Below are 19,588 nucleotides of genomic sequence, written 5' to 3'. Positions count from 1 at the left end.
GTTGGCGCGCCCATCCGCCATCAATTCACTCAGGATGACCGCATGATCATTCGCCAAGGCATCGCTGCAGACTACCCGCAGTTGCTCGACATCTGGCTGCGCGCCGTACGCGCGACGCACCACTTTCTACAACCCTGCGACATCGACGCGCTGTTGCCACAGCTGCGTGACCTGTATTTTCCGGCCGTCGAGCTGTGGGTTGCAGTAGACACCGATGACCAGCCACTGGGCTTCATCGGCTTCAATGATAACCACGTGGAAATGCTCTTCGTCGACCCCGCGCGCCACGGCCAGGGCATTGGCCGCGCACTGCTGGATTTCGGCCGCCAGTCGCGCAGCACGATGAGTGTCGATGTCAACGAGCAGAACCCGCAGGCAACAGGGTTTTACCAGCACTATGGCTTTGTCCAGACCGGCCGCTCGCCGCTGGACGGTGAAGGCCGCCCGTTCCCTTTGCTGCACATGAGCTTGCCCGCCGATCCATGACCGACACTGGGCGACCAACCTGCAGAGGGCCGGTGAAGCGTTCGAAATTCTGTCGCTGATACACTATCAAGCGATGAAGTTTGCGAGACCGAGCAAAGGTATGAACCCGACGCGCTATTCCACCGTGGCAAAGGACTTGATGGAAGGCATTGCCAGTGGCCGCTACCCGGTAGGCAGCCTGCTGCCGACCGAGTTCGAGCTGTGCGACCTTTACGAGGTGAGCCGCCATACGGTGCGCGCAGCGATCGACCAGTTGCTCAACCAGGGGCTGGTGTCGCGGCGCAAGCGCGTGGGCACTCGGGTCGAGGCCAGCAGCCCGCGCGGCGGCTATTCGCAATCGCTGGCCAGCGTGGCCGACCTTGCACACCTGGCCGAAACCCAGCAGCGGGAAATCCAGAACGTGCGCCACTTCGTCGCCGACCTGAGCGAGGCCACGCGGCTGGGGTTGGTGCCGGGGGAGCATTACTTCTGCGTGTCGAGCATTCGCGTCGACCGCCTGCACAATGCCGCACCGCTGTGCTGGACCGATGTGTATGCACAGCGCGACCATGCCGAGGTTATCGAGCTGGCGCGCGAACACCCCGACCAGCTGATTGCCGGGCTGATCGAGCAGCACTATGGCCGGTCGATCGCCGTGGTCGACCAGCAGGTGCGGGCGGTGTTGCTGACCGCTGAAATGGCCCGGGTGCTAAGGGCCGAGGCGGGTTCGCCTGGGCTGAAGATCACCCGTCATTACCGCGAGGAAAACGGTGACCTGATGGCGGTTTCCGAGACCGTGCACCCGGATGACCGCTTTACCCTGGTCACCCAGATGCGTCGCGACCGTTCGCCATCCTGATCGCGCAATCGGGGCTGCTGCGCTTCACATACCCAGAACGCGTTCAGCCTCCAGCAACTGCTGCGCCCGCCCCGTGGTCACCCGATGATCTCGCGCCAACCACCGATAGATCGTCGGCAACACGAACAAGGTAAATAACGTCCCCACCAGCATCCCGCACACAATCACCACCCCCAGCCCGAAGCGGCTATTGGCCCCGGCACCACTGGCGAACAGCAGTGGCAGCACGCCAAAGGTCATCGCCGCCGTGGTCATCAACACCGGCCGCAAGCGTATCTGCGCAGCTCGGACAATGGCGGCAGCACGATCAAGGTTGTCGCGCACCTGGATCTCGTTGGCGAACTCCACCATCAGGATGCCGTGCTTGCTGATCAGGCCGATCAGCGTCACCAGGCCAATCTGCGTGTAGATGTTCAACGTGGCCCAGCCCAGCGCCAGCGGCAGCAGTGCGCCGCAGATCGACAGTGGCACGGTCACCAGAATGATCAACGGGTCGACCAGGCTTTCGTACTGCGCTGCCAGCACCAGGTAGATCACCACCAAGGCAGCGAGAAACGCCCACATCAAGGCAAAACCCTCCTGCACATACTGGCGCGACTCCGATTGCCAATCGTGGCTGAAGCCCGGCGGCAGTTCGGTGGTGAGCTGTTCGAGAAATGCCACGGCGTTGCCCATCGACACTCCTGGCGCCGGGATCGCCTGCAGGGTACTGGCGTTCTGCTGATCGAACTGCAATAGGCGGTTGGGCGCCACCTCGATATCCAGGTGCACCACCGTAGCCAACGGCACCAGGCTGCCGTTTTCGGCGCGCACGTATTGACGATTGAGCGCCGCAGGCGTCAGGCGCTGGTCCTGAATACTCTGCGGGATCACGTCATAGGACCGCCCGAACAGGGCGAAACGGTTGAGGTACTGCTCGCCCACCAGCACCCCCAGCGACTCGCCAATGGCCTGCATGCTGATGCCCAGGCTAGCCGCCTTGGCGCGGTCGACGCGCACCTTGACCACTGGGTTGTTGTAGTCGAGGTCGCTGTCCACCACGGCAAACAGCCCGCTGTCGCGGGCGCGCTGCTTGAGCACCTCCATGGTCTGGTACAGCTCGGGGTAATCCTGGGCACTGCGCAGCACCATCTGCACCGGCAGGCCGCCACTGGAACCCGGCAGCGAAGCGACCTGGAAGGCGAAGATGCTGCTGCCTTCGATATCCGCCACTGCCTGCTGCAACTGTGCCTGCACCTGCGCGGCAGAACGCTCGCGCACCTGCCAGGCGCTGAGGTTGATGCCACCAAAACTGGCGGCCGGGCCGTCGGTGCCGTTGATGATCCAGGTGTCGGTGGTTTCGCCGATGGACTTCATCACCTCGTCCAGTTTCAGCGCAAAGTGCTCCACATATTCCAAGCTGGCATGCTGCGGCGACTTGATGGCGGTCAGCACCGCCGCCTGGTCCTCGGCCGGGGCCAGCTCACGCTGGGGCAGCAGGTACAGCCAGGGCAGGCTCAGGCACACCAGCAGCGCCACGCCGCCACTGATCCAGCGATGTGTCAGGGTGTAGGCCAGCACCCGTCCATAGGCGCCAGTCAACCCAGCGAACAACCGATCGGCCATGTTGGCCATCGCGCCATGCTGCTGTCCGGGTTGCAATAGCAACGAGCTCATTACCGGCGACAACGTCAGCGCCACGATGCCCGAAACGATCACCGCTCCCGCCAAGGTCAGGGCAAATTCGCGGAACAGCGTGCCGGTCAGCCCGCCCATCAGCCCGATCGGCGCATACACCGCCGCCAGGGTCAGGGTCATGGCGATCACCGGCCCGGCGATTTCCCGTGCCCCGATCAATGCCGCAGCGACCGGTGACCTGCCCTCTTCGATATGCCGGTGCACGTTCTCCACCACCACGATGGCATCGTCCACCACCAAGCCGATGGCCAACACCATCGCCAGCAACGTCAGCAGGTTGAGGCTGAAGCCGAACAGCAACATCAGGCCCGCGGCACCGAGCATCGACAGCGGGATGGCAACCACCGCAATCAGCACGCTGCGCAGCGAACCCAGGCACAGCCAGATCACCAGCACCACGATCAGCATCGCCTCCACCAAGGTGCGCAGTACTTCATGGATCGAAGCGTCGATGAAACGTGCGGTCTCGTAGGCCAGCGCCACATGCACACCGGGTGGCAGGGTCTGCTGAATCTGCGGCAACAGTTGGCGAATACCCTCGACGATCACCAGTGGGTTGCCGGTCGGCGTGGGGAACAGCCCCAGGTGCACGGCAGGCCTGCCATCCATGGTGGCGCTGGTCTGGGTGGCCGCCGCATTCAGCTCGACGGTGCCGACATCGCGCAGGCGTACCAAATCGGTGCCATCGTTGCGAATGATCAGCTCACGGAAGTCCTCGACCCGGGTCAGGTCGGTGTCCACCTGGATGTCGGCCAGCACGTATTGTCCGCGCACCTGGCCCGGCGTCGCCTGGTAGTTGTTGGCACGCACCGCCTGCGCCACGTCCGCTGCTGTCACCCCGCGCCCAGCCATCTGTTCACTGTCCAGCCACAGGCGCATGGCCAGGCGCTGCCCGCCAAACGACTGCACCTTGGCCACGCCGTCGATGCCAGAAAACTGCGGTTCCACCACCCGCGACAGGTAATCGCTCAGCTCCGGTATCGACAGGCTGTCGCTGGCAAAGCCCACGTAGGCTACCGCCGTGGAGTCGCCAGCCGAAAGCTCTACCACCGGGTCGTAGGCCTTTTCCGGCAGGCGATAGCGCACCTGGTTGACCTTGGCCATGGTCTCGGCCAGCGCCTGGGTCGAGTCGCGGTTGAGCACCATGCGCAACGTGATCAGACTGCGCCCCTGCTGCGAGGACGACGACAGGTAGTCGATGCCCTCGACCGACGACACCGCCTGGGTAATCGGCTGGGTCACAAAACCCTGCATCAGCTCGGCGGAGGCGCCGGGGTACTCGGTACTGATGGTAATGGTCGAGCTTTCCAGCAAGGGGTACTGGCGGATCGGCAATTTGCCCATGGCAAACAGCCCCATCAGGATGATCAGGCTGCTGACCACCAGCGCCAGCACCGGCCGGCGCACGAAGACATCGGTAAACTTCACGACTGCCGCCCTCCCTGGTTGGCCTGCAGGCTGTCCTGCGCCACGGGCTCGACCGGCATGCCGTCACTGAGCTTCAACTGGCCGGAAACCACCACCCGGTCACCGGGCGCCAGGCCGGACGTGACCTCCACCCGCCCTTGCCAGCGCTCACCGGTGGTTACCCGCACCCGGCTGACCCGAGTGCCATGCGCCGGGTCCTGGGTCGCAACGAATACCGTCTGGCCATAAGCGGTGTAGGTGATCGCGGTTTCCGGCACGGCCAGCACGGTCGACGGCTGCGCGGCATCCAGGCGCACGCCAGCGTACATGCCCGGCTGCAACTGCCCATCCGGGTTCGGCAAGGCTGCCTGCACCTGCACCAGGCGCGCCTTGCTGACCACCGGATCGACCGCCACCACCCGGGCCTGGAAGCCTTGCCCGCGCACTGCGTCCACCGTCAGTGCCAGCACTTGCCCGACGTGCACTTCGGGGGCAGCCTGCTCGCCCAAGGCAAAATTCACATGCAACTGGCTGATGTCAGCCAGGCTGACAATCGCCTCGCCGGCGCCCAGGTATTGGCCCTGATGCACCCGACGGATGCCGAGCTTGCCGGCAAACGGTGCGCGAATGGCCTTCTGCGCGATCAACGCCTCGACATGCTGCAGCTCACCACTGGCCACGTCCACGGCAGTGGCGGCGTTGTCCAGCAGCTCTTGCGACACGGCATTCATCGCCCGCAGCTTGCGGCTGCGCTGCAGCACCACTTCAGCGTTACGCAATTTTGCCCGCAACTGCACCCGCTGGGCCTGCTCCGGCGCGTCGTTGAGCTGCACCAGCAACTGCCCGGCCGTTACCGTCTGCCCCGACTCGAAGGCGATGCGGGTAATGCGCCCCGCCGTCTCAGCCGCCACCTGCACCTGGTTGACCGCCTCCAGCTCCCCCGAAGCAAAGTTCTGCCGCGCCAGCTGCACCTGCTCGGCCGTGGCCAAGGCCACCTTGGTCGCCGGCCACGCCGCCGCAGCGGGTGGCGCCGAGCCGCTACCCACCAACGCATAGGCAGCGGCCAGCACACCGGCTACAGCGCCGGCCCAGGCCAATAACGTCCGTTTGTTCATGCAGAGCTCCGATCATGAGGAAAGCGGTTGCGGGGAAGATCGGGCAGGACTATAAGAGCTCAACTTAACTTGAGGTCAACACGCATGGCGGTGGACAACACGCGAATGCTCACAGTGGGTGAAGTGGCCAAACGCAGTGGCGTGGCGGTGTCTGCGCTGCATTTCTACGAAACCAAGGGGCTGATCGCCAGCGTCCGTACGGCGGGCAACCAGCGCCGCTACCCCTCACTGGTGCTGCGTACACTGGCGATTATCAAAGTGGCACAGCGCACCGGTATTCCGCTGGAGGACATCAAGCAGGCATTCAGCCGTTATGCGCCCAACAGCAAGCTTACGGCGGCGCAGTGGGGCGAGATGTCCACGGCCTGGCGCGAAGACCTTAACGCCCGGATTCGCACGCTGGAGGCGTTGCGCGACAGCCTGGACAACTGCATTGGTTGCGGTTGCCTGTCACTGGAGGACTGCCCGCTGCGTAACCCCGAGGATGTGCTGGCCAAGGAAGGTAGCGGGGCGCGAATTCTTGAGAAGAAGGCCCGCTAGCCTCGCCCTCTCAAGCCAGGTGCGATCCCTTGTAGGAGCGGCCTTGTGTCGCGATCGGGCTGCAGGGCAGCCCCGGCAATGTGTGCGTCGTTGCTGAGATCCTGGGGCCGCTTTGCGGCCCGATCGCGACACAAGGCCGCTCCTACAGGGACCGCGTGGCCTGACGGTAATAAGCAATCGTTTGGAACCATTGCGGCCTGCCAACGCCCTAAGCCTGTGCTGTTAACCCTAGCCGTTCACAGGAAGGAACTAAGCCATCATGAAACGCGAACAGATCGAAGGTGTTGCAGAGAACCTTGCAGGCAAGGCGCAGAGCGCTGTCGGCCGGCTGGTCGAAGACCCCTCGCTGGAGGCCGAAGGCGATGCGCGTCAGGCTGCAGGCCAGGTGACCAAGACCTATGGGGATGCCCTGGACACGGTGTCTTCGTTCGTCAAGGAAAAACCTATCGCCGCGCTGGCAATCACCGCCGCTGTCACACTGGTGATTTCTCGCCTACTGCGCCGTTGACCCAGGGCGCAGCAGCCGGTTCAGGGCCGGACATGTGGTCCGGCCTGCACCCTCACCAGATGGCGATATCGTAGGTAAGGTACAAGCGATTGCTGTCGCGCCCGCGGGCAAAATCCGAACGATAGATATAGTTGCGCAGCTTCACACCCAAACCTTTCAGCGGCCCGCCCTGCACCACGTAGGCAAGCTCGGCGTCACGTTCCCACTCCTTGATGCCCTCGGCACCCGAGCGGCCATTATCGCCACTCAGGTATCGCGCCATGAAGGTCAGGCCCGGCACGCCTGCTGCCGCAAAGTTGTAGGCGTAGCTTGCCATCCAGGTCTTTTCTTCTTCCTCGATGAACTTGCCGATGCCGACGTTGCTGAACGAATACACCGTCGCACCGCTGATGTAAGGCAACCCTGCCTCACCGTCGAGCACCTGGTAGCCGGCACCGAGGGTATGGCCCGAATGGGCATAGGCCATCTGCCCGCTGAACATGTCGTTGTCGATTGCGCCGCCCTGGGCGGCACCGCTGTCGCGGCTCTTGAAATAGCGCAGGTCAGTGCTCAACACACCACCCGCCAGCGGCAGTTCGTGTACCAGGCCGGCGAAGTCCTGCCGGTAGAAGTGCTCGAGCTGGCCATGGAAGTAGCTCAGGCGCAGTTGTTTGCTGACGGCATAATCGGCGCCGGCGAAGTTGAAGTCACCGGACCTGCCGCCCGCGTACCCATCCAGGTACAGGCCGGTGCTGTCCGATGAATCACGCTGTTTGAAGCGGTCCAGGTGGCCCGCTGTCAGTGTCAGCCCGTCGATATCCGTACTGGTCAGCTGGGTACCCTCGTACGTCTGCGGCAACAGCCGCGCGTCGTTGTAGACCAGCACCGGCGTTTTCGGCAGCAAGGTACCGTGCTTGACCACAGTCTGCCCGACGCGGGCCTTGGCCGTTACCCCGGCGCTGGCAAATTCGTCCGCCGCACGACCGTCGTCATGAACCGGCAGCAGCCCGGTGCCGCTGCGCCCACGGCCAGAGTCCAGCCTGACACCCACCAGCCCGAGGGCGTCCAGCCCCACGCCCAATGCGCCGGGCGTGAATCCGGATTGGTAGTCCAGCAGAAAACCCTGTGCCCACTCCACCCGCTCGCTTTTGGCGCTAGCGGCAGCACGTGCACTCATGCCGTGTTCGTCGCGGAAATTCTCGTTGAAGTAGACGTTGCGTAGTTGAAGCTTGAGCTTGCTGTCATCGACGAAACCGGCAGCGCCGGCAACAGGCAGCCAGCCGCAGAGCAGGCCACACGTGGCCCCACGGAACACAGCACGGGACATGATCGGTACTCTTGTTGTTGTTTTCAGGATGCACAAGGTGCCGGGCGCCGGGCAGCGCCCGTAACGCTCAGACGAAGAAGGACAAGGCCCCTGTGAGCAAAGCCAGTGCAGTGATCACCAGCGAGGTGAGCACGGCCCACTTGAAGGTCGCCTTCTGGAAGTCACCGATGTCGCGGTCGACCATGCCGACCAGCAGCAACGTCGACGCCACCAGCGGGCTCATCAGGTGCACCGGCTGGCCGAGCACCGAGGCGCGGGCAATTTCCAGCGGGTCGATGCCGTAAGCCGCTGCGGCGTTGGCCAGGATCGGCACCACGCCAAAGTAATAGGCGTCGTTGGACAGCACGAAGGTCAGTGGCATGCTGGTCAGCGCCACCACCAACGGGAACCAGTGGCTCCATTCTTCGGGAATCCAGTCCACCAGGGTTTGCGCCAGGGCGTCGACCATCTTGGTACCCGAGAAGATCCCGGCAAAGATACCCGCGGCGAACACCAGCAGCACCACCGTCATGGCGTTACCCGAGTGCGCCAGAATGCGCGCCTTCTGCAGTTCCAGCTGTGGGTAGTTGATCATCAGCGCGGCGACGAAGCCGATCATGAACAGGATGGCGGCATGCATCAGCCCCATTACCAGCGCAGTCATGACGGCGATGACCAGCAACAGGTTCACATAGGCCAGGCGCGGGCGCTTGTACGGGTTGTCGCCGAGGATTTCCTTGATGTAGCAGTTGCCGCCACCGGACTCCAGGGCGATGTTGCCGATGCGGCGGCGTTCGGTGCGCCCCAGCAGGAAGGCCGTGAACACCACCCAGGCCGCACCGCCAATCATGGTCGGCAGCATCGGGATGAAGTACTCGCTGGCGTCCAGCCCAAGCGCGGCAATGGCCCGCGTGGCCGGCCCGCCCCACGGGCTCAGGCCGCTCATGATGCTTAGCGACAGCATCGACACCGTGGCCAGAATCATCGGGTTCATGCCGATACGCTTGTAGAGCGGCAGCATGGCGGCACAGGTGATCATGTAGGTGGTCGTGCCATCGCCGTCCAGTGCCACCAGAAGTGACAGCAGTGCAGTGCCGATGGCGATCTTGACCGGGTCGCCATTTACCCGCTTGAGGATCTTGCGGATCAGCGGGTCGAACAGGCCGGCATCGATCATCAGGCCAAAGAACAGGATGGCAAACAGCAGCAGCGCTGCCGATGGCGCAACCATTTTCAGGCCGTCGAGCATCATCTTGCCCAGTTCGGGGGCAAAGCCGCCGATGACGGCGAACACGATCGGGACAACGGTCAGCGCAACGATAGGCGACAGGCGCTTGCTCATGATCAGGTAGGTGAAGGTCACCACCATGATCAGGCCCAGGAGTGCGAGCATGGTCTTTCTCTCTTGTTTTTATTGTGCGTGGCCGCCCGCCGGGCAGGCAGCCTCCAACCCCACTCGGCATCGCTGCGACGCTGAGTGGAATTTTGAGTCAATGTTCAGTAGTACGAAGGGCGTTCAGCCCTGGCGGTGCGGCTCGGCGGGCCAAGTGGCCTGGCCAGGCGTAGCGCAATCCGGCTGTACCGGTTGTTCACCGTTGAGTGTGCGCAGCAGCGTATCCCGCTCACAGGCATTCTCGGACAGCGAGATCACCACGGTGGCCACTGCATTGCTGGCAAGGCTGGTCAGGGCGCGGGCTTCAGACATGAAGCGGTCGACGCCGATCAGCAGCGCCAGGCCGGCCAGAGGGATGTCGTGAATCACAGTCAGGGTCGAGGCCAGGGCGACGAAACCACTGCCTGTCACCCCGGCGGCGCCTTTGGACGACAGCAACATGATCGCCAGCATGGTCAGCGTCTGCCCCAGGGTGATGTCGATGTTGCAGGCCTGGGCGATGAAGATGGCCGCCAGCGACAGGTAGATGGCTGTGCCGTCGAGGTTGAACGAGTAACCGGTTGGCAACACCAGGCCTACCACACCTTTCTTGCAGCCCAGCTTTTCGAGCTTTTCCAGCATGCGCGGCAGCACCGGCTCGGTGGACGAAGTACCCAGCACCACCAGGAATTCCTCGCGAAAATAGCGCAGCAGTTTCCACAGGCTGAAACCATGGGCACGGCAGATGCCACCCAGTACGACCAGTACGAAGAACGCACAGGCGATGTACAGCGTACCCACCAGCTTGGCCAGGGCACCGAGCGAGGTGATGCCGTACTGCCCGACGGTAAAAGCCAGCGCACCAAAGGCACCCACCGGCGCAAAGCGCATCAGGTAGCCAAAAATGCGGAACACCATGGTCGAGGCAGACTCCAGCACATCCAGCACTGGCTTGCCCTTGTCCCCCATCGACGACAGGGCGAAGCCGCTGAGCACGGCAATGAACAGCACCGGCAACACTTCACCCTTGTTGAAGGCACCGATGAAGGTATCGGGAATGATGTGCATGAAGAAGTCGACCACGCCCAGCTTGGCTGCCGACGCGGTGTACTGGCTGAGGCCTTCGGTGCTGAGGGTGGCGGGGTCGATGTTCATGCCCACACCCGGTTTGAACAGGTAAACCGCCGCCAGGCCAATCACCAGGCTCACCACCGTCAGGCCCAGGAACAACAGCAACGTCTTGCTCATCAGGCGCCCCAGCGAGCGCTTGTCGGTCATCCCGGCGATGCCGGTGACAATGGTGCAGAACACCACCGGGGCGATCATCATCTTGATCAGCTTGATGAAGGCGTCGCCCAAGGGCTTGAGCGCAACGGCCTGTTGCGCCCAGAAGTGGCCGACCAATACGCCCAGCAGGACGGCGCAAAGGATCTGGAAATACAGCGATTTGGCGAGTTTCATGGGGCATCACCATTGTTGAAATTGTGCGGATGCGCTTGGTGCATGTATGAAGCAGGCGGCATGCCGCCTTTGACTACCCTGCCAGCCTGCGCAAGGTAGGGGCGTAGACAAAGCCTGAGAAGAGCCGCCGAGCGGTTCGTACCACCGAAACCTGGGTTGTCTTGCCGTCGGCAGCACTGCGCGACAGCGCCACATCGATACCGCCGCTCGGGTGCTCCAGGCGCACGTCGGTCAACTGCCGGGCGCCCTCGCCAAGCAGGTCGCCAATTACCGTACCGGGGCTGACGCAGGCTGTCGCCAGCCCTACCGCCCCGGTGATGGCCAACGCACGGTGACAGTTGTGCGGCATGAAGTAACGCACCTGCAATGTGCCGTCGTAGCGTGGCGCAGACACCAGCACCGGCTTGGGGATTACCATGCCACTGACGTCGCCAAGGCCCATGGCCTTGCCAGCTTTCAGGCGCAGTGCTTCAAGGCGCTTGAGCAGTTTTTCATTGGCGTCGAGTTCTGCAGGGGTTTCCGATCCGGTCACCCCCAGTTGACTGGCCTGCACGACCATCATGGGCATGGCCATGTCGATGCAGGTTACCGGTACGCCATCGATCACATCCGTGGCCTTGCCGGTGGGGAACAGCTTGCCGGTCTTGCTGCCCACGGCATCGAGAAAGGTCAGGTGCACCGGGGCGGCAGTGCCCGGTACGCCATCGATTGCCGTGCGGCCTTCGTAGCGCACGATACCGCCGGGGGTTTCCACCAGCGAATTGACCAAGGTACCGGTGTTCAGGTTACGGATGCGGACCAAGGTCTTGCCATCCTGCCCTTTGACCAGGCCTTGCTCGATGGCGAACGGGCCCACGGCGCACAGCATGTTGCCGCAATTGGGCGCGGTGTCGACACGGCGCTGGGCAACCATCACCTGAACGAACAGGTAATCGACATCAGCCTCGGGGTGCAACGAAGGGCTGACGATCGCCACCTTGCTGGTTTGCGGGCTGCCGCCACCGATGCCATCGATTTCCAGCTCATGGCCAGAGCCCATCAGGTTGATCAGCAACTCGTCACGTTCGACCACATTGGCAGGCAGGTCCCAGGCGTGGAAGAACGGCCCTTTCGAGGTACCACCGCGCATGAGTACGCAAGGAATACGTTGCATGATTTTGCACTCTTGTTGATCAATGGACATCATTGATGCTGTGAGCAAAAGAGTGACAGGCCTGGATAAATCAATCCAATGCAAATATCGTAGCCATTATTGCGATTCAAACATCAATCAAACACGGCGACAGTAGCGGGTTTTCTTATGGAATATGAGCTGCAAGACATCAGATCTTTCGTGAAAATCGCCGAACTCGGCAGTTTCCACGAAGCCGCCGAAGCACTTCACCTTTCCCAGCCGGCCTTGAGCCGGCGGATCAAGAAGCTGGAGGAAGGCCTGGGCACCTCGCTACTGGAGCGCACCACCCGCCGGGTCAGCCTGACCAGCGTGGGCCGCGACTTCCTGCCCAAGGCCAGGCGCCTGCTGGATGATTTTGAAGACTCGATCCTCAGCATTCGCGAGCTGGCCGAACGCCAGACCGGCCAGGTTACCCTTGCTTGCATCCCCACCGCAGCGTTCTACTTCCTGCCGTCGGTGATCCGCGATTACAACGAGCAATACCCGAAAATCCGCATTCGCCTGCTGGACCTTAGCGCCAACGACGGGCTCGAAGCCGTGCTGCGCGGCGAGGCCGATTTCGGCATCAACATGATGAGCGGCCAGCACCCGGACATCGAGTTTGTCACACTGGTGCAAGAGCACTTTGTGCTGGCCTGCAGGCGCGACCACCCACTGGCGAACCGGGCCTCCGTTACCTGGACGGAACTGGCTGACTACCGCCTGATCGGCGTCGGCCGCCTGAGCGGCAACCGCATGCTACTGGACCACGCGTTGTCCGGGCTCAACCTGCGACCCAAATGGTTCTACGAAGTGCAACACCTGTCCACGTCGCTGGGCATGGTCGAGGCCGGGCTGGGTGTGTCCGCCATGCCCAGCCTGGCCATGCCCGACGCCGACCACCCGACGCTGGTCAGCGTGCCGCTGATCGAGCCGCAGGTTAGCCGCACGCTGGGGTTGGTATACCGGCGCGGCGCATCGTTGTCGCCTGCGGCGGAGAAGTTCGTTTCGATCTTGCTGGAGAAATGGACCAATCGCTGAGGCTTGGCCCACCCTGCCGCTGCCTCATCTGTGACCACCCACAGGTTCCCCGTTGAGTGCAGGGATACGCTATCCCTGTGGGAGCAGGCATGCCCACGCAGCCTCAGTCGTTCTTGCCCAGCATGTACTGGTCAAAATGCTCGATATGCTCGTCAAGGTTGTCCTCGAGCATCATCCGGTACTGCTCACAGAAGTACTTCAGAATCTCTTCCCGCGCGGCGCCAAGCTCGGCGCCGCTCTTGAAGCTGCGGGCGCTCATCCAGGCGCTGAAGCGGGCGGCACCGAAGGTCAGCGAGGCGCTTACCTTGCCCAGGTCTTCGAACTTTTCGATCTGCTGGTTCGCCAGTTCGATGTGCGCATCGGCACGGTCATAAAAAGCCTGGTCGGTAGCTTGGGTCATTGCGGTTCACCTTGTTGCGGGATTGGAGCGGGAGGCCAAGCCTTGCATGTCGCGGCGCATACGTGCAAGGCTGAAAAAGGATCACCCATGACGAAAAAGGACGCAAACCACCTTATGCTTGGAATCACACGTATCCATCGCTATTTGCGCCCACTGCCTGCAAAACCGACTGCAGCCAGTGGGCGTGACCTCAAGGCCAAACGCGCCGCCCGCCTCGCTTCAAAGGTTGCAAACCTCCTCTGCACTCCCCGCTCTGCCCCGCCTTATCTCTGTGTCACGCCTGAGCGTGCACCTGACAAACGCGTGCCCCCGACCTGACTGCCGACGCTGCAGTTCACACGCCGTACTCGCTTGCTACAGGCGAGATGTCCGACGCACCCACGGGGCAACACTCGATGCTTTTCTTCCAAGGTAAACAGCTTCTCAGCGCCATCTTCGATATGGATGGCACCCTCTTCGACACCGAACGCTTGCGCTTCAAGACACTCAAGCAAGCCTCTCTTGAAATCTTCGGCAAAGCGCTGAGCGAGGACACTTTGATCGGCTCGCTGGGTTTGAGCGCGAAAAAAGCCGAGGCCCTGGCCAAGGCGCATAACGGTGAAGACTTCCCATACACCGAGATCCGCAAACGCGCGGATGAACTTGAGCTGGCGTACGTGCGCAATCACGGCGTACCGATCAAGGCCGGCCTGCTGGAGGTACTGGAACGCCTGCGCAAATCGGGCTTGACCATGGCGGTGGCCACGTCCAGTCGCCGTGCCATTGCCGAGGAATACCTGATCAACGCCAACGTGCTGAAGTACTTCGACATCACCGTCTGTGGCGATGAAGTCAGCCAGGGCAAACCCCACCCCGAGATTTTCCTGAAAGCTGCCCGCGCGCTCAATTGCGAGCCTGGCCAATGCTTCATGGTCGAAGATTCGGAGAACGGCATGCTGTCGGCCATCCGTGCTGAAGGCCAGGCGATACTGATCGAGGACATCAAACCGCCTGCCCCAGAAATCAAGGCGGCCGCGCTCAAGGCCTACCGCAGCATGACCGAGTTCCTGGCCGACTTGAGCGAGTGCGTTCCCGACCTGGGCATGCCCGAACTGAACGAAAGCTTCCCGGCCTCCATGAACCAGTTCCGCGTGGGCATTCATGGTTTCGGCGCCATCGGGGGTGGCTACCTGACGCAGGTCTTTTCCCATTGGGATGGCTACACCCGGCCTTGTGAAATCATCGCCGCGACGCGCTCGCGCATGCTGCGCGAAAGCGTCAATGCCTTCGGCCGCTACAGCGTGCGCTATGGGGCTACATCGTTCGACCAGACCATCGACAACGTGCGCATGATCGACCTGGACGATGACGACGCGGTAATCGGCATGTACACCACGGCCGAAATCATCGGCCTGAGCCTGCCCGAGCAGGCCATCCGCAACCAGGCGAAGGTGATTGCCAAAGGGCTGCTGCAACGTTTCGAACGACGTGGCCGTGAGCTTACGTTGCTGATCGTGCTTAACAAGGTGGGCGGCGCCGCGTTCGTGCGCCGCCATGTGCAAGCGGAGTTGGCCTTGCTGTGCCCGCCAGCCATCGGCAAGCAAGTGCTGGAAAAGACCCATTTCGCCGAAACGGTGGTCAGCCGCATCGTCTCCAAGCTCAGCAACGACGCACTGGTGCGGCAACTGCGCATCAAGTCGCAGATGTTCCAGAACAGCCTGGAAGACGAGCCGGCAGTTGCCACAAAGGCATCGACGCCAGTGCCTGAATACGAACGCCTGATCGGGCGCTTCAGGCCCTTTGCCCAGCCCAGCAGCGCAATGAGCCAGCTGCACCTGATCCTGTTCAACAGCGAGCCCGACATGCCGCTGTATGTAGAGCACGGCAGCGACCTGCTCGAACGCCTGCGCCAGGTGAAGACGGTGCCTGACATTGCCCAGATCCAGGTCATCAAGAACCGCCTGTGGAACGGCCCGCACGCCATCGTTGCCTGGTACGCCAGCCTGCTGGGCCATGACTCGGTAGGCCAAGGCATGGGCGACGCGCGCGTATGCGAGCTGGCCGAGCGCCTGATTCGCCAGGAAGTCGGCCCCGCACTGGTGGCGGAGTACCCGCAAATGGCAGAGGTGGTCAGCCGTTTTGCCGATACCTTCCTGGAGCGCTGTAAAACCTCGTTCAAAGACCCTTGCGCCCGGGTGGGACGCGACCCGTTGCGCAAGCTACAACGCAACGAACGCATCCTCAGCAGCATCGACCTTGCCCGCAAGCAGGGTATTGAAACCCCGGCGCTGGCCTTTGGCGCCGCCCTGGCCATTCACCATGCCCTGCGCTGCAAGGACGACAAAGCGCTGGAGGCCCAGGCCATCAGGCAGGTTTACAGGGACAACGGCGCCAGTGTCGAGGCTGTGCTTACCCATGACGTTGACTGTAATGGCAAGCGTTTTCCTGGGCTGGACCCGATCACGGACGCGCAGCTGATCAGCGCCATTTCAGACGCTTTCCGGCAGTACCCGCAAAGGGATGTAGCAAACCGACTGGACGACCTTTGCATAGGCGCTTGAACCATTGACGCCGCAGCAACGGGCTATGCCCTGTAGGTGCGGGTTCACCTGCGAAGTATCCAACGTGGCAGATGACACCGGCTTTGCCGGTGTTTTCGCGCATCAGGGCCTTATCTTTACAAAAACAAGCTCTGGGTCACCTTCGTCCAAGTTTTCAACCTGACCACTGCCGATAAAACCGCACTTTGCAAGCAGCGCCTGCATCGGCAGGTTCGACGCGTTGGTCGAGGTGAACAACTTGGTCCCAAAGGACCGGGATTCCAGCCCACGCAGAATGGCTGCGCCTACGCCACGGCGACGCGCCGAATCCCCTACCACCACCAGCGCAATGAAGTCCTGCCCGAAAAACGACTTGTCCAGTACGCCATAACCCAAGAGCACCGCAGTGTTGGCAGCGTCCGTTGCCGCCCAGCAATGGCCGCAGGCTACCGAGTAGGCAATGAATGCCCGCCGGCTTTCTTCGCGCTGCGCAATAACATCCAACGCAAAGAGTGCATCGAGGTCGGCTTCGCAAGCGAGCCGCACGTGTAAATCCAGAAACATGCTTAGACCGTATCGAGGGTTGGATCTGCTCATGGTACTCGCCTGCCACGACCGGTTCATGGTTATGAGGGCAGCAAGCTTGCGAGCATGAGGTTGCAAAGCTGTCACGCGGAGGTGTCACGCAAAGCTTGAAAATGACACAAGGTGTCATTAAGATCGCCAAGTGTCCTGAAAACACCCCTGGTCACTCAGCCTTTCATCAAGCAGGTACCGCCCATGACGACCACCATGCACACCCCCAAGGACCAGTTGGTCAAACTCGCCCAGCAGCAGATGCTGACGGCGCTGGCCGACAATACCTACACCGCCCGGCAAAAACTTGCCCTCACCTGCCGCATCCTCTTCGACGGCGGCCACGACTCTGGCCTGGCCGGGCAGATCACCGCGCGCGCCCAGGAACCTGGCACTTATTACACCCAACAACTGGGCCTGGGCTTCGACGAAATTGCCGCCTCCAACCTGCTGGTGGTGGACGAAGACCTCACCGTGCTGCAAGGCCGTGGCATGGCCAACCCGGCCAACCGCTTCCACAGTTGGCTGTACCGCGCCCGCCCCGACGTCAACTGCATCATCCACACCCACCCGCTGCACAGCGCGGCCCTGTCGATGCTGGAAGTGCCGCTGGCCATCTCGCACATGGACCTGTGCCCGTTGTTCGACGACTGCGCATTCCTCAAGGAGTGGCCCGGCGTGCCGGTGGGCAACGAGGAAGGCGAAATCATCGCGAAGGCGATTGGCGATAAGCGCGCGATCCTGCTTTCTCACCACGGTTTGCTGATTGCCGGTGGTTCGATCGAAGAAGCCTGCGTGCTCGCCCTGCTGTTCGAGCGCGCGGCAAAGATGCAACTGCTGGCCATGGGCGCCGGTGACATCCGCCCCATCCCCGAAGCACTGGGCAAAGAAGCCCACGACTGGATCTCCACCCCCAAACGTCATGGTGCCGCGTTCAGCTACTACGCGCGCCGTGCCTTGCGTGCCCATGGCGACTGCCTGGGCTGATCGAAGCTGTACTCTTTCCTCAACAACGGCAAAGGTGCCTGGTCATGTCTACTTCTGTAATTCGCGGCGTCATCGGCTACACCATCACTCCCTTCACTGCAGACGGCACACTCGACCTGGATGCCCTGGGCATGTCCATCGATAGCCTGATCGCAGGCGGTGTGCATGCCATCGCACCGCTGGGCAGCACCGGCGAAGGGGCCTACTTGTCCGACAGCGAATGGGAAACCGTGGTGCGCTTCAGCCAGGCACGCATTGCCGGGCGCGTGCCCAGCGTGGTCAGCGTGTCCGACCTGACCACCGCGCGCACCGTGCAGCGCGCCCGCCTGGCACAGGCCTGCGGCGCTACCGCTGTGATGGTGCTGCCCATCTCGTACTGGAAACTCACCGAAGCGGAAGTGATTGCCCACTACAAAGCAGTCGGCGCGGCCATCGACATCCCGATCATGCTCTACAACAACCCGGGCACCAGCGGCACCGACCTGTCGGTGGAACTGATCCTGCGCATCCTTGGCGAAGTACCCAATGTGACCATGGTCAAGGAAAGCACCGGCGACATTCAGCGCATGCACCGCCTGTTCAAAGCCACCGATGGGCAGGTGGCGTTCTACAACGGTTGCAACCCGCTCACCCTGGAAGCCCTGGTGGCCGGCGCAACGGGTTGGTGTACCGCCGCGCCCAACCTGATCCCGGCACTGAACCTGGCGCTGTGGGACGCCGTACAGCACGGTGAGCTGGCCGAAGCCCGCACGCTGTTCTACCGCCAGTACGAGCTGCTGGAGTACATCACCCGCCGTGGCCTGCCCACCACCATCAAGGCCGGCCTGAAAATGCTCGGCCAGGATGTCGGCGCGCCGCGCCTGCCCCTGCAACCGCTGGATGGACAGGGCAGCACTTACCTGAAAAGCCTGCTGGTAGCGCTGGCCAACTGACCCTCAAACCTGCCCGGCAGCCAGTCGCTGACGGGCAGCGTACTTCTGCAGCACCTGACCATTACCAGAGGCCATCATGGACGCGCCTGCACAAAGCTCTGCAACCCCGTTAAAGCTGACAGACATCCTTCACCCGGTGATAGCCGGGTTCGTTTCGGTCATCGTCAACTACGGCGGTACATTCATCCTGGTGTTCCAGGCGGCCAAGTGGCCGGGCTGAGCCCGGAACTGACGTCATCGTGGGTCTGGGCAGTGTCGATCGGCGTCGGCCTCAGCGGCCTGGCGCTATCCTGGTACAGCCGCGAACCGATCATCACGGCCTGGTCCACGCCAGCCGCCGCGTTCCTGGTCACCGCCCTGGCCAATGTGCCTTATAGCGAGGCCGTAGGTGCGTACCTGCTGTCAGCCGCAGGCTTCGTGGTGCTGGGGCTGAGCGGGTGGTTCGAGCGCCTGGTCCGGCTCGTTCCGGGCGGCATTGCCGCCGGCCTGCTGGCGGGCATCCTGTTGCAGTTCGGCATTGGCGCCTTCGCCAGCCTGTCGGTCGACCCCGCCCTGGCCGGGCTGCTGATTGCAGCCTATGTGGCATTCAAGCGCTTCACCGCCCGTTACGCCGTGGTCGCCATTCTGTTACTGGGCCTGGGCTACCTGTTGCTACAGGGGCACGTGGGCCTGACAACCTTACGGCTGGAGTTCGCCTCACCGGTGTTCACCGCACCCACGTTCTCCGTCAATGCCGCCCTCAGCGTGGCCCTGCCACTGTTCCTGATCACCCTCACGGGGCAGTACATGCCTGGCATGCTGGTGCTGCGCAATGACGGCTTCAAGACCAGCGCCAGCCCGATCGTCGCGGTCACTGGCCTGGGTTCGTTGCTGATGGCCCCTTTCGGCTCACACGCCTTCAACATCGCCGCTATCACGGCGGCCATCTGCACCGGCAAGGAAGCCCATGAAGACCCGAGCAAGCGCTGGGTGGCGGGGATCGCTGCCGGTGTCTGCTACATCCTCGTGGGGGTGTTCGGCGTCACCCTGGCGAGTGTGTTCATGGCCCTGCCCGCCACCTTCATCACCACCCTGGCAGGCCTTGCACTACTGGGCACCATCGGCGCCAGCCTGGCCAGCGCAATGGCCGATGCCCGCTCACGCGAGGCCGCACTGATCACCTTCCTGGCAGCGGCTGCGAATATCAGCCTGCTCGGCATTGGCGGGGCCTTTTGGGGCTTGGTGATTGGCCTGCTGGCCCATGCTGCGCTGAACGGTCGCCTGCCCGGCTTCGGCGGCGCCTCCCGCTAAC

At 62.7% G+C, this 19,588-nt stretch carries 16 protein-coding genes and 1 pseudogene; 9 read left to right on the top strand and 8 right to left on the bottom strand.

Annotation, left to right across the window (positions count from 1 at the left end; genetic code table 11):
- Positions 1-42: 42 nt before the first annotated feature.
- Both AB5975_18300 and AB5975_18295 read left to right on the top strand, forming a co-directional pair.
- The gene (locus AB5975_18300; protein XDR18573.1) at positions 43-486 is read left to right on the top strand and encodes an acetyltransferase; all 444 of its coding nucleotides are present in this window, start codon (positions 43-45) and stop codon (positions 484-486) included.
- Positions 487-586: 100 nt separating this feature from the next.
- A complete protein-coding gene (locus tag AB5975_18295) occupies positions 587-1,324 on the top strand; it encodes a GntR family transcriptional regulator (GenBank protein XDR18572.1) in 738 nt (245 codons plus the stop codon).
- 24 nt (positions 1,325-1,348) lie between these two features.
- Here AB5975_18295 and AB5975_18290 read toward each other — a convergent pair whose 3' ends face one another.
- Together AB5975_18290 and AB5975_18285 are read right to left on the bottom strand one after the other, a co-directional pair.
- Positions 1,349-4,429 carry a MexW/MexI family multidrug efflux RND transporter permease subunit gene (locus tag AB5975_18290; protein ID XDR18571.1) on the bottom strand — a complete coding sequence of 1,027 codons (3,081 nt, stop codon included), beginning with the start codon at positions 4,427-4,429 and terminating at the stop codon, positions 1,349-1,351.
- The gene (locus AB5975_18285; protein ID XDR18570.1) at positions 4,426-5,523 is read right to left on the bottom strand and encodes an efflux RND transporter periplasmic adaptor subunit; all 1,098 of its coding nucleotides are present in this window, start codon (positions 5,521-5,523) and stop codon (positions 4,426-4,428) included. Before AB5975_18285 ends, AB5975_18290 begins: the two co-directional genes overlap by 4 nt.
- An 84-nt stretch (positions 5,524-5,607) precedes the next feature.
- On the opposite strand from AB5975_18285, the gene soxR reads away from it, so the two are divergent.
- Entirely contained in the window at positions 5,608-6,063 is a 456-nt protein-coding gene (soxR, locus tag AB5975_18280; protein XDR18569.1) for a redox-sensitive transcriptional activator SoxR, read from the top strand.
- Between the two features lie 259 nt (positions 6,064-6,322).
- Positions 6,323-6,571, top strand: coding sequence for a CsbD family protein (locus AB5975_18275; protein XDR18568.1), 249 nt, complete (start codon positions 6,323-6,325; stop codon positions 6,569-6,571).
- 52 nt (positions 6,572-6,623) lie between these two features.
- On the opposite strand, the gene AB5975_18270 is transcribed toward AB5975_18275, so the two are convergent.
- From AB5975_18270 to AB5975_18255, 4 genes are all read right to left on the bottom strand, one after another.
- Entirely contained in the window at positions 6,624-7,877 is a 1,254-nt protein-coding gene (locus AB5975_18270) for an OprD family porin (protein XDR18567.1), read from the bottom strand.
- A gap of 67 nt (positions 7,878-7,944) precedes the next feature.
- Positions 7,945-9,249 (bottom strand): CitMHS family transporter, encoded by a 1,305-nt coding sequence (locus AB5975_18265; protein XDR18566.1) that lies wholly within the window; start codon positions 9,247-9,249, stop codon positions 7,945-7,947.
- Between the two features lie 123 nt (positions 9,250-9,372).
- On the bottom strand, positions 9,373-10,689 hold the full coding sequence (locus AB5975_18260) for a dicarboxylate/amino acid:cation symporter (GenBank protein ID XDR18565.1): 1,317 nt from the start codon (positions 10,687-10,689) through the stop codon (positions 9,373-9,375).
- 73 nt (positions 10,690-10,762) lie between these two features.
- A complete protein-coding gene (locus AB5975_18255) occupies positions 10,763-11,842 on the bottom strand; it encodes a 4-oxalomesaconate tautomerase (protein XDR18564.1) in 1,080 nt (359 codons plus the stop codon).
- Between the two features lie 147 nt (positions 11,843-11,989).
- Between AB5975_18255 and AB5975_18250 the strand changes: the two genes are divergently transcribed.
- Complete coding sequence (locus AB5975_18250) at positions 11,990-12,883, top strand: LysR family transcriptional regulator (GenBank protein XDR18563.1); 894 nt, start codon at positions 11,990-11,992, stop codon at positions 12,881-12,883.
- A gap of 103 nt (positions 12,884-12,986) precedes the next feature.
- On the opposite strand, the gene AB5975_18245 is transcribed toward AB5975_18250, so the two are convergent.
- The gene (locus AB5975_18245; GenBank protein XDR18562.1) at positions 12,987-13,283 is read right to left on the bottom strand and encodes a DUF3144 domain-containing protein; all 297 of its coding nucleotides are present in this window, start codon (positions 13,281-13,283) and stop codon (positions 12,987-12,989) included.
- Positions 13,284-13,678: 395 nt separating this feature from the next.
- Here AB5975_18245 and mtlD point away from each other — a divergent pair, with 395 nt between their 5' ends.
- Entirely contained in the window at positions 13,679-15,823 is a 2,145-nt protein-coding gene (gene mtlD / locus AB5975_18240; protein ID XDR18561.1) for a bifunctional mannitol-1-phosphate dehydrogenase/phosphatase, read from the top strand.
- Between the two features lie 102 nt (positions 15,824-15,925).
- Here the strand turns inward: mtlD and AB5975_18235 are convergent, their stop codons facing one another.
- Entirely contained in the window at positions 15,926-16,399 is a 474-nt protein-coding gene (locus tag AB5975_18235) for an N-acetyltransferase family protein (GenBank protein ID XDR18560.1), read from the bottom strand.
- Between the two features lie 183 nt (positions 16,400-16,582).
- Between AB5975_18235 and AB5975_18230 the strand changes: the two genes are divergently transcribed.
- From AB5975_18230 to AB5975_18220, 3 genes and pseudogenes are all read left to right on the top strand, one after another.
- Positions 16,583-17,365, top strand: coding sequence for an aldolase (locus tag AB5975_18230; GenBank protein XDR18559.1), 783 nt, complete (start codon positions 16,583-16,585; stop codon positions 17,363-17,365).
- A gap of 44 nt (positions 17,366-17,409) precedes the next feature.
- Positions 17,410-18,297 carry a dihydrodipicolinate synthase family protein gene (locus tag AB5975_18225; protein XDR18558.1) on the top strand — a complete coding sequence of 296 codons (888 nt, stop codon included), beginning with the start codon at positions 17,410-17,412 and terminating at the stop codon, positions 18,295-18,297.
- Between the two features lie 76 nt (positions 18,298-18,373).
- Positions 18,374-19,587 (top strand): annotated as a pseudogene (locus AB5975_18220) (benzoate/H(+) symporter BenE family transporter).
- Position 19,588 lies beyond the last annotated feature (1 nt).

This window comes from Pseudomonas putida (genome assembly GCA_041071465.1).
GTDB lineage: Bacteria > Pseudomonadota > Gammaproteobacteria > Pseudomonadales > Pseudomonadaceae > Aquipseudomonas > Aquipseudomonas putida_P.
The sequence above is the reverse complement of the archived record's forward strand: the minus strand, read 5'-3'. Positions and strand labels throughout refer to the sequence as shown.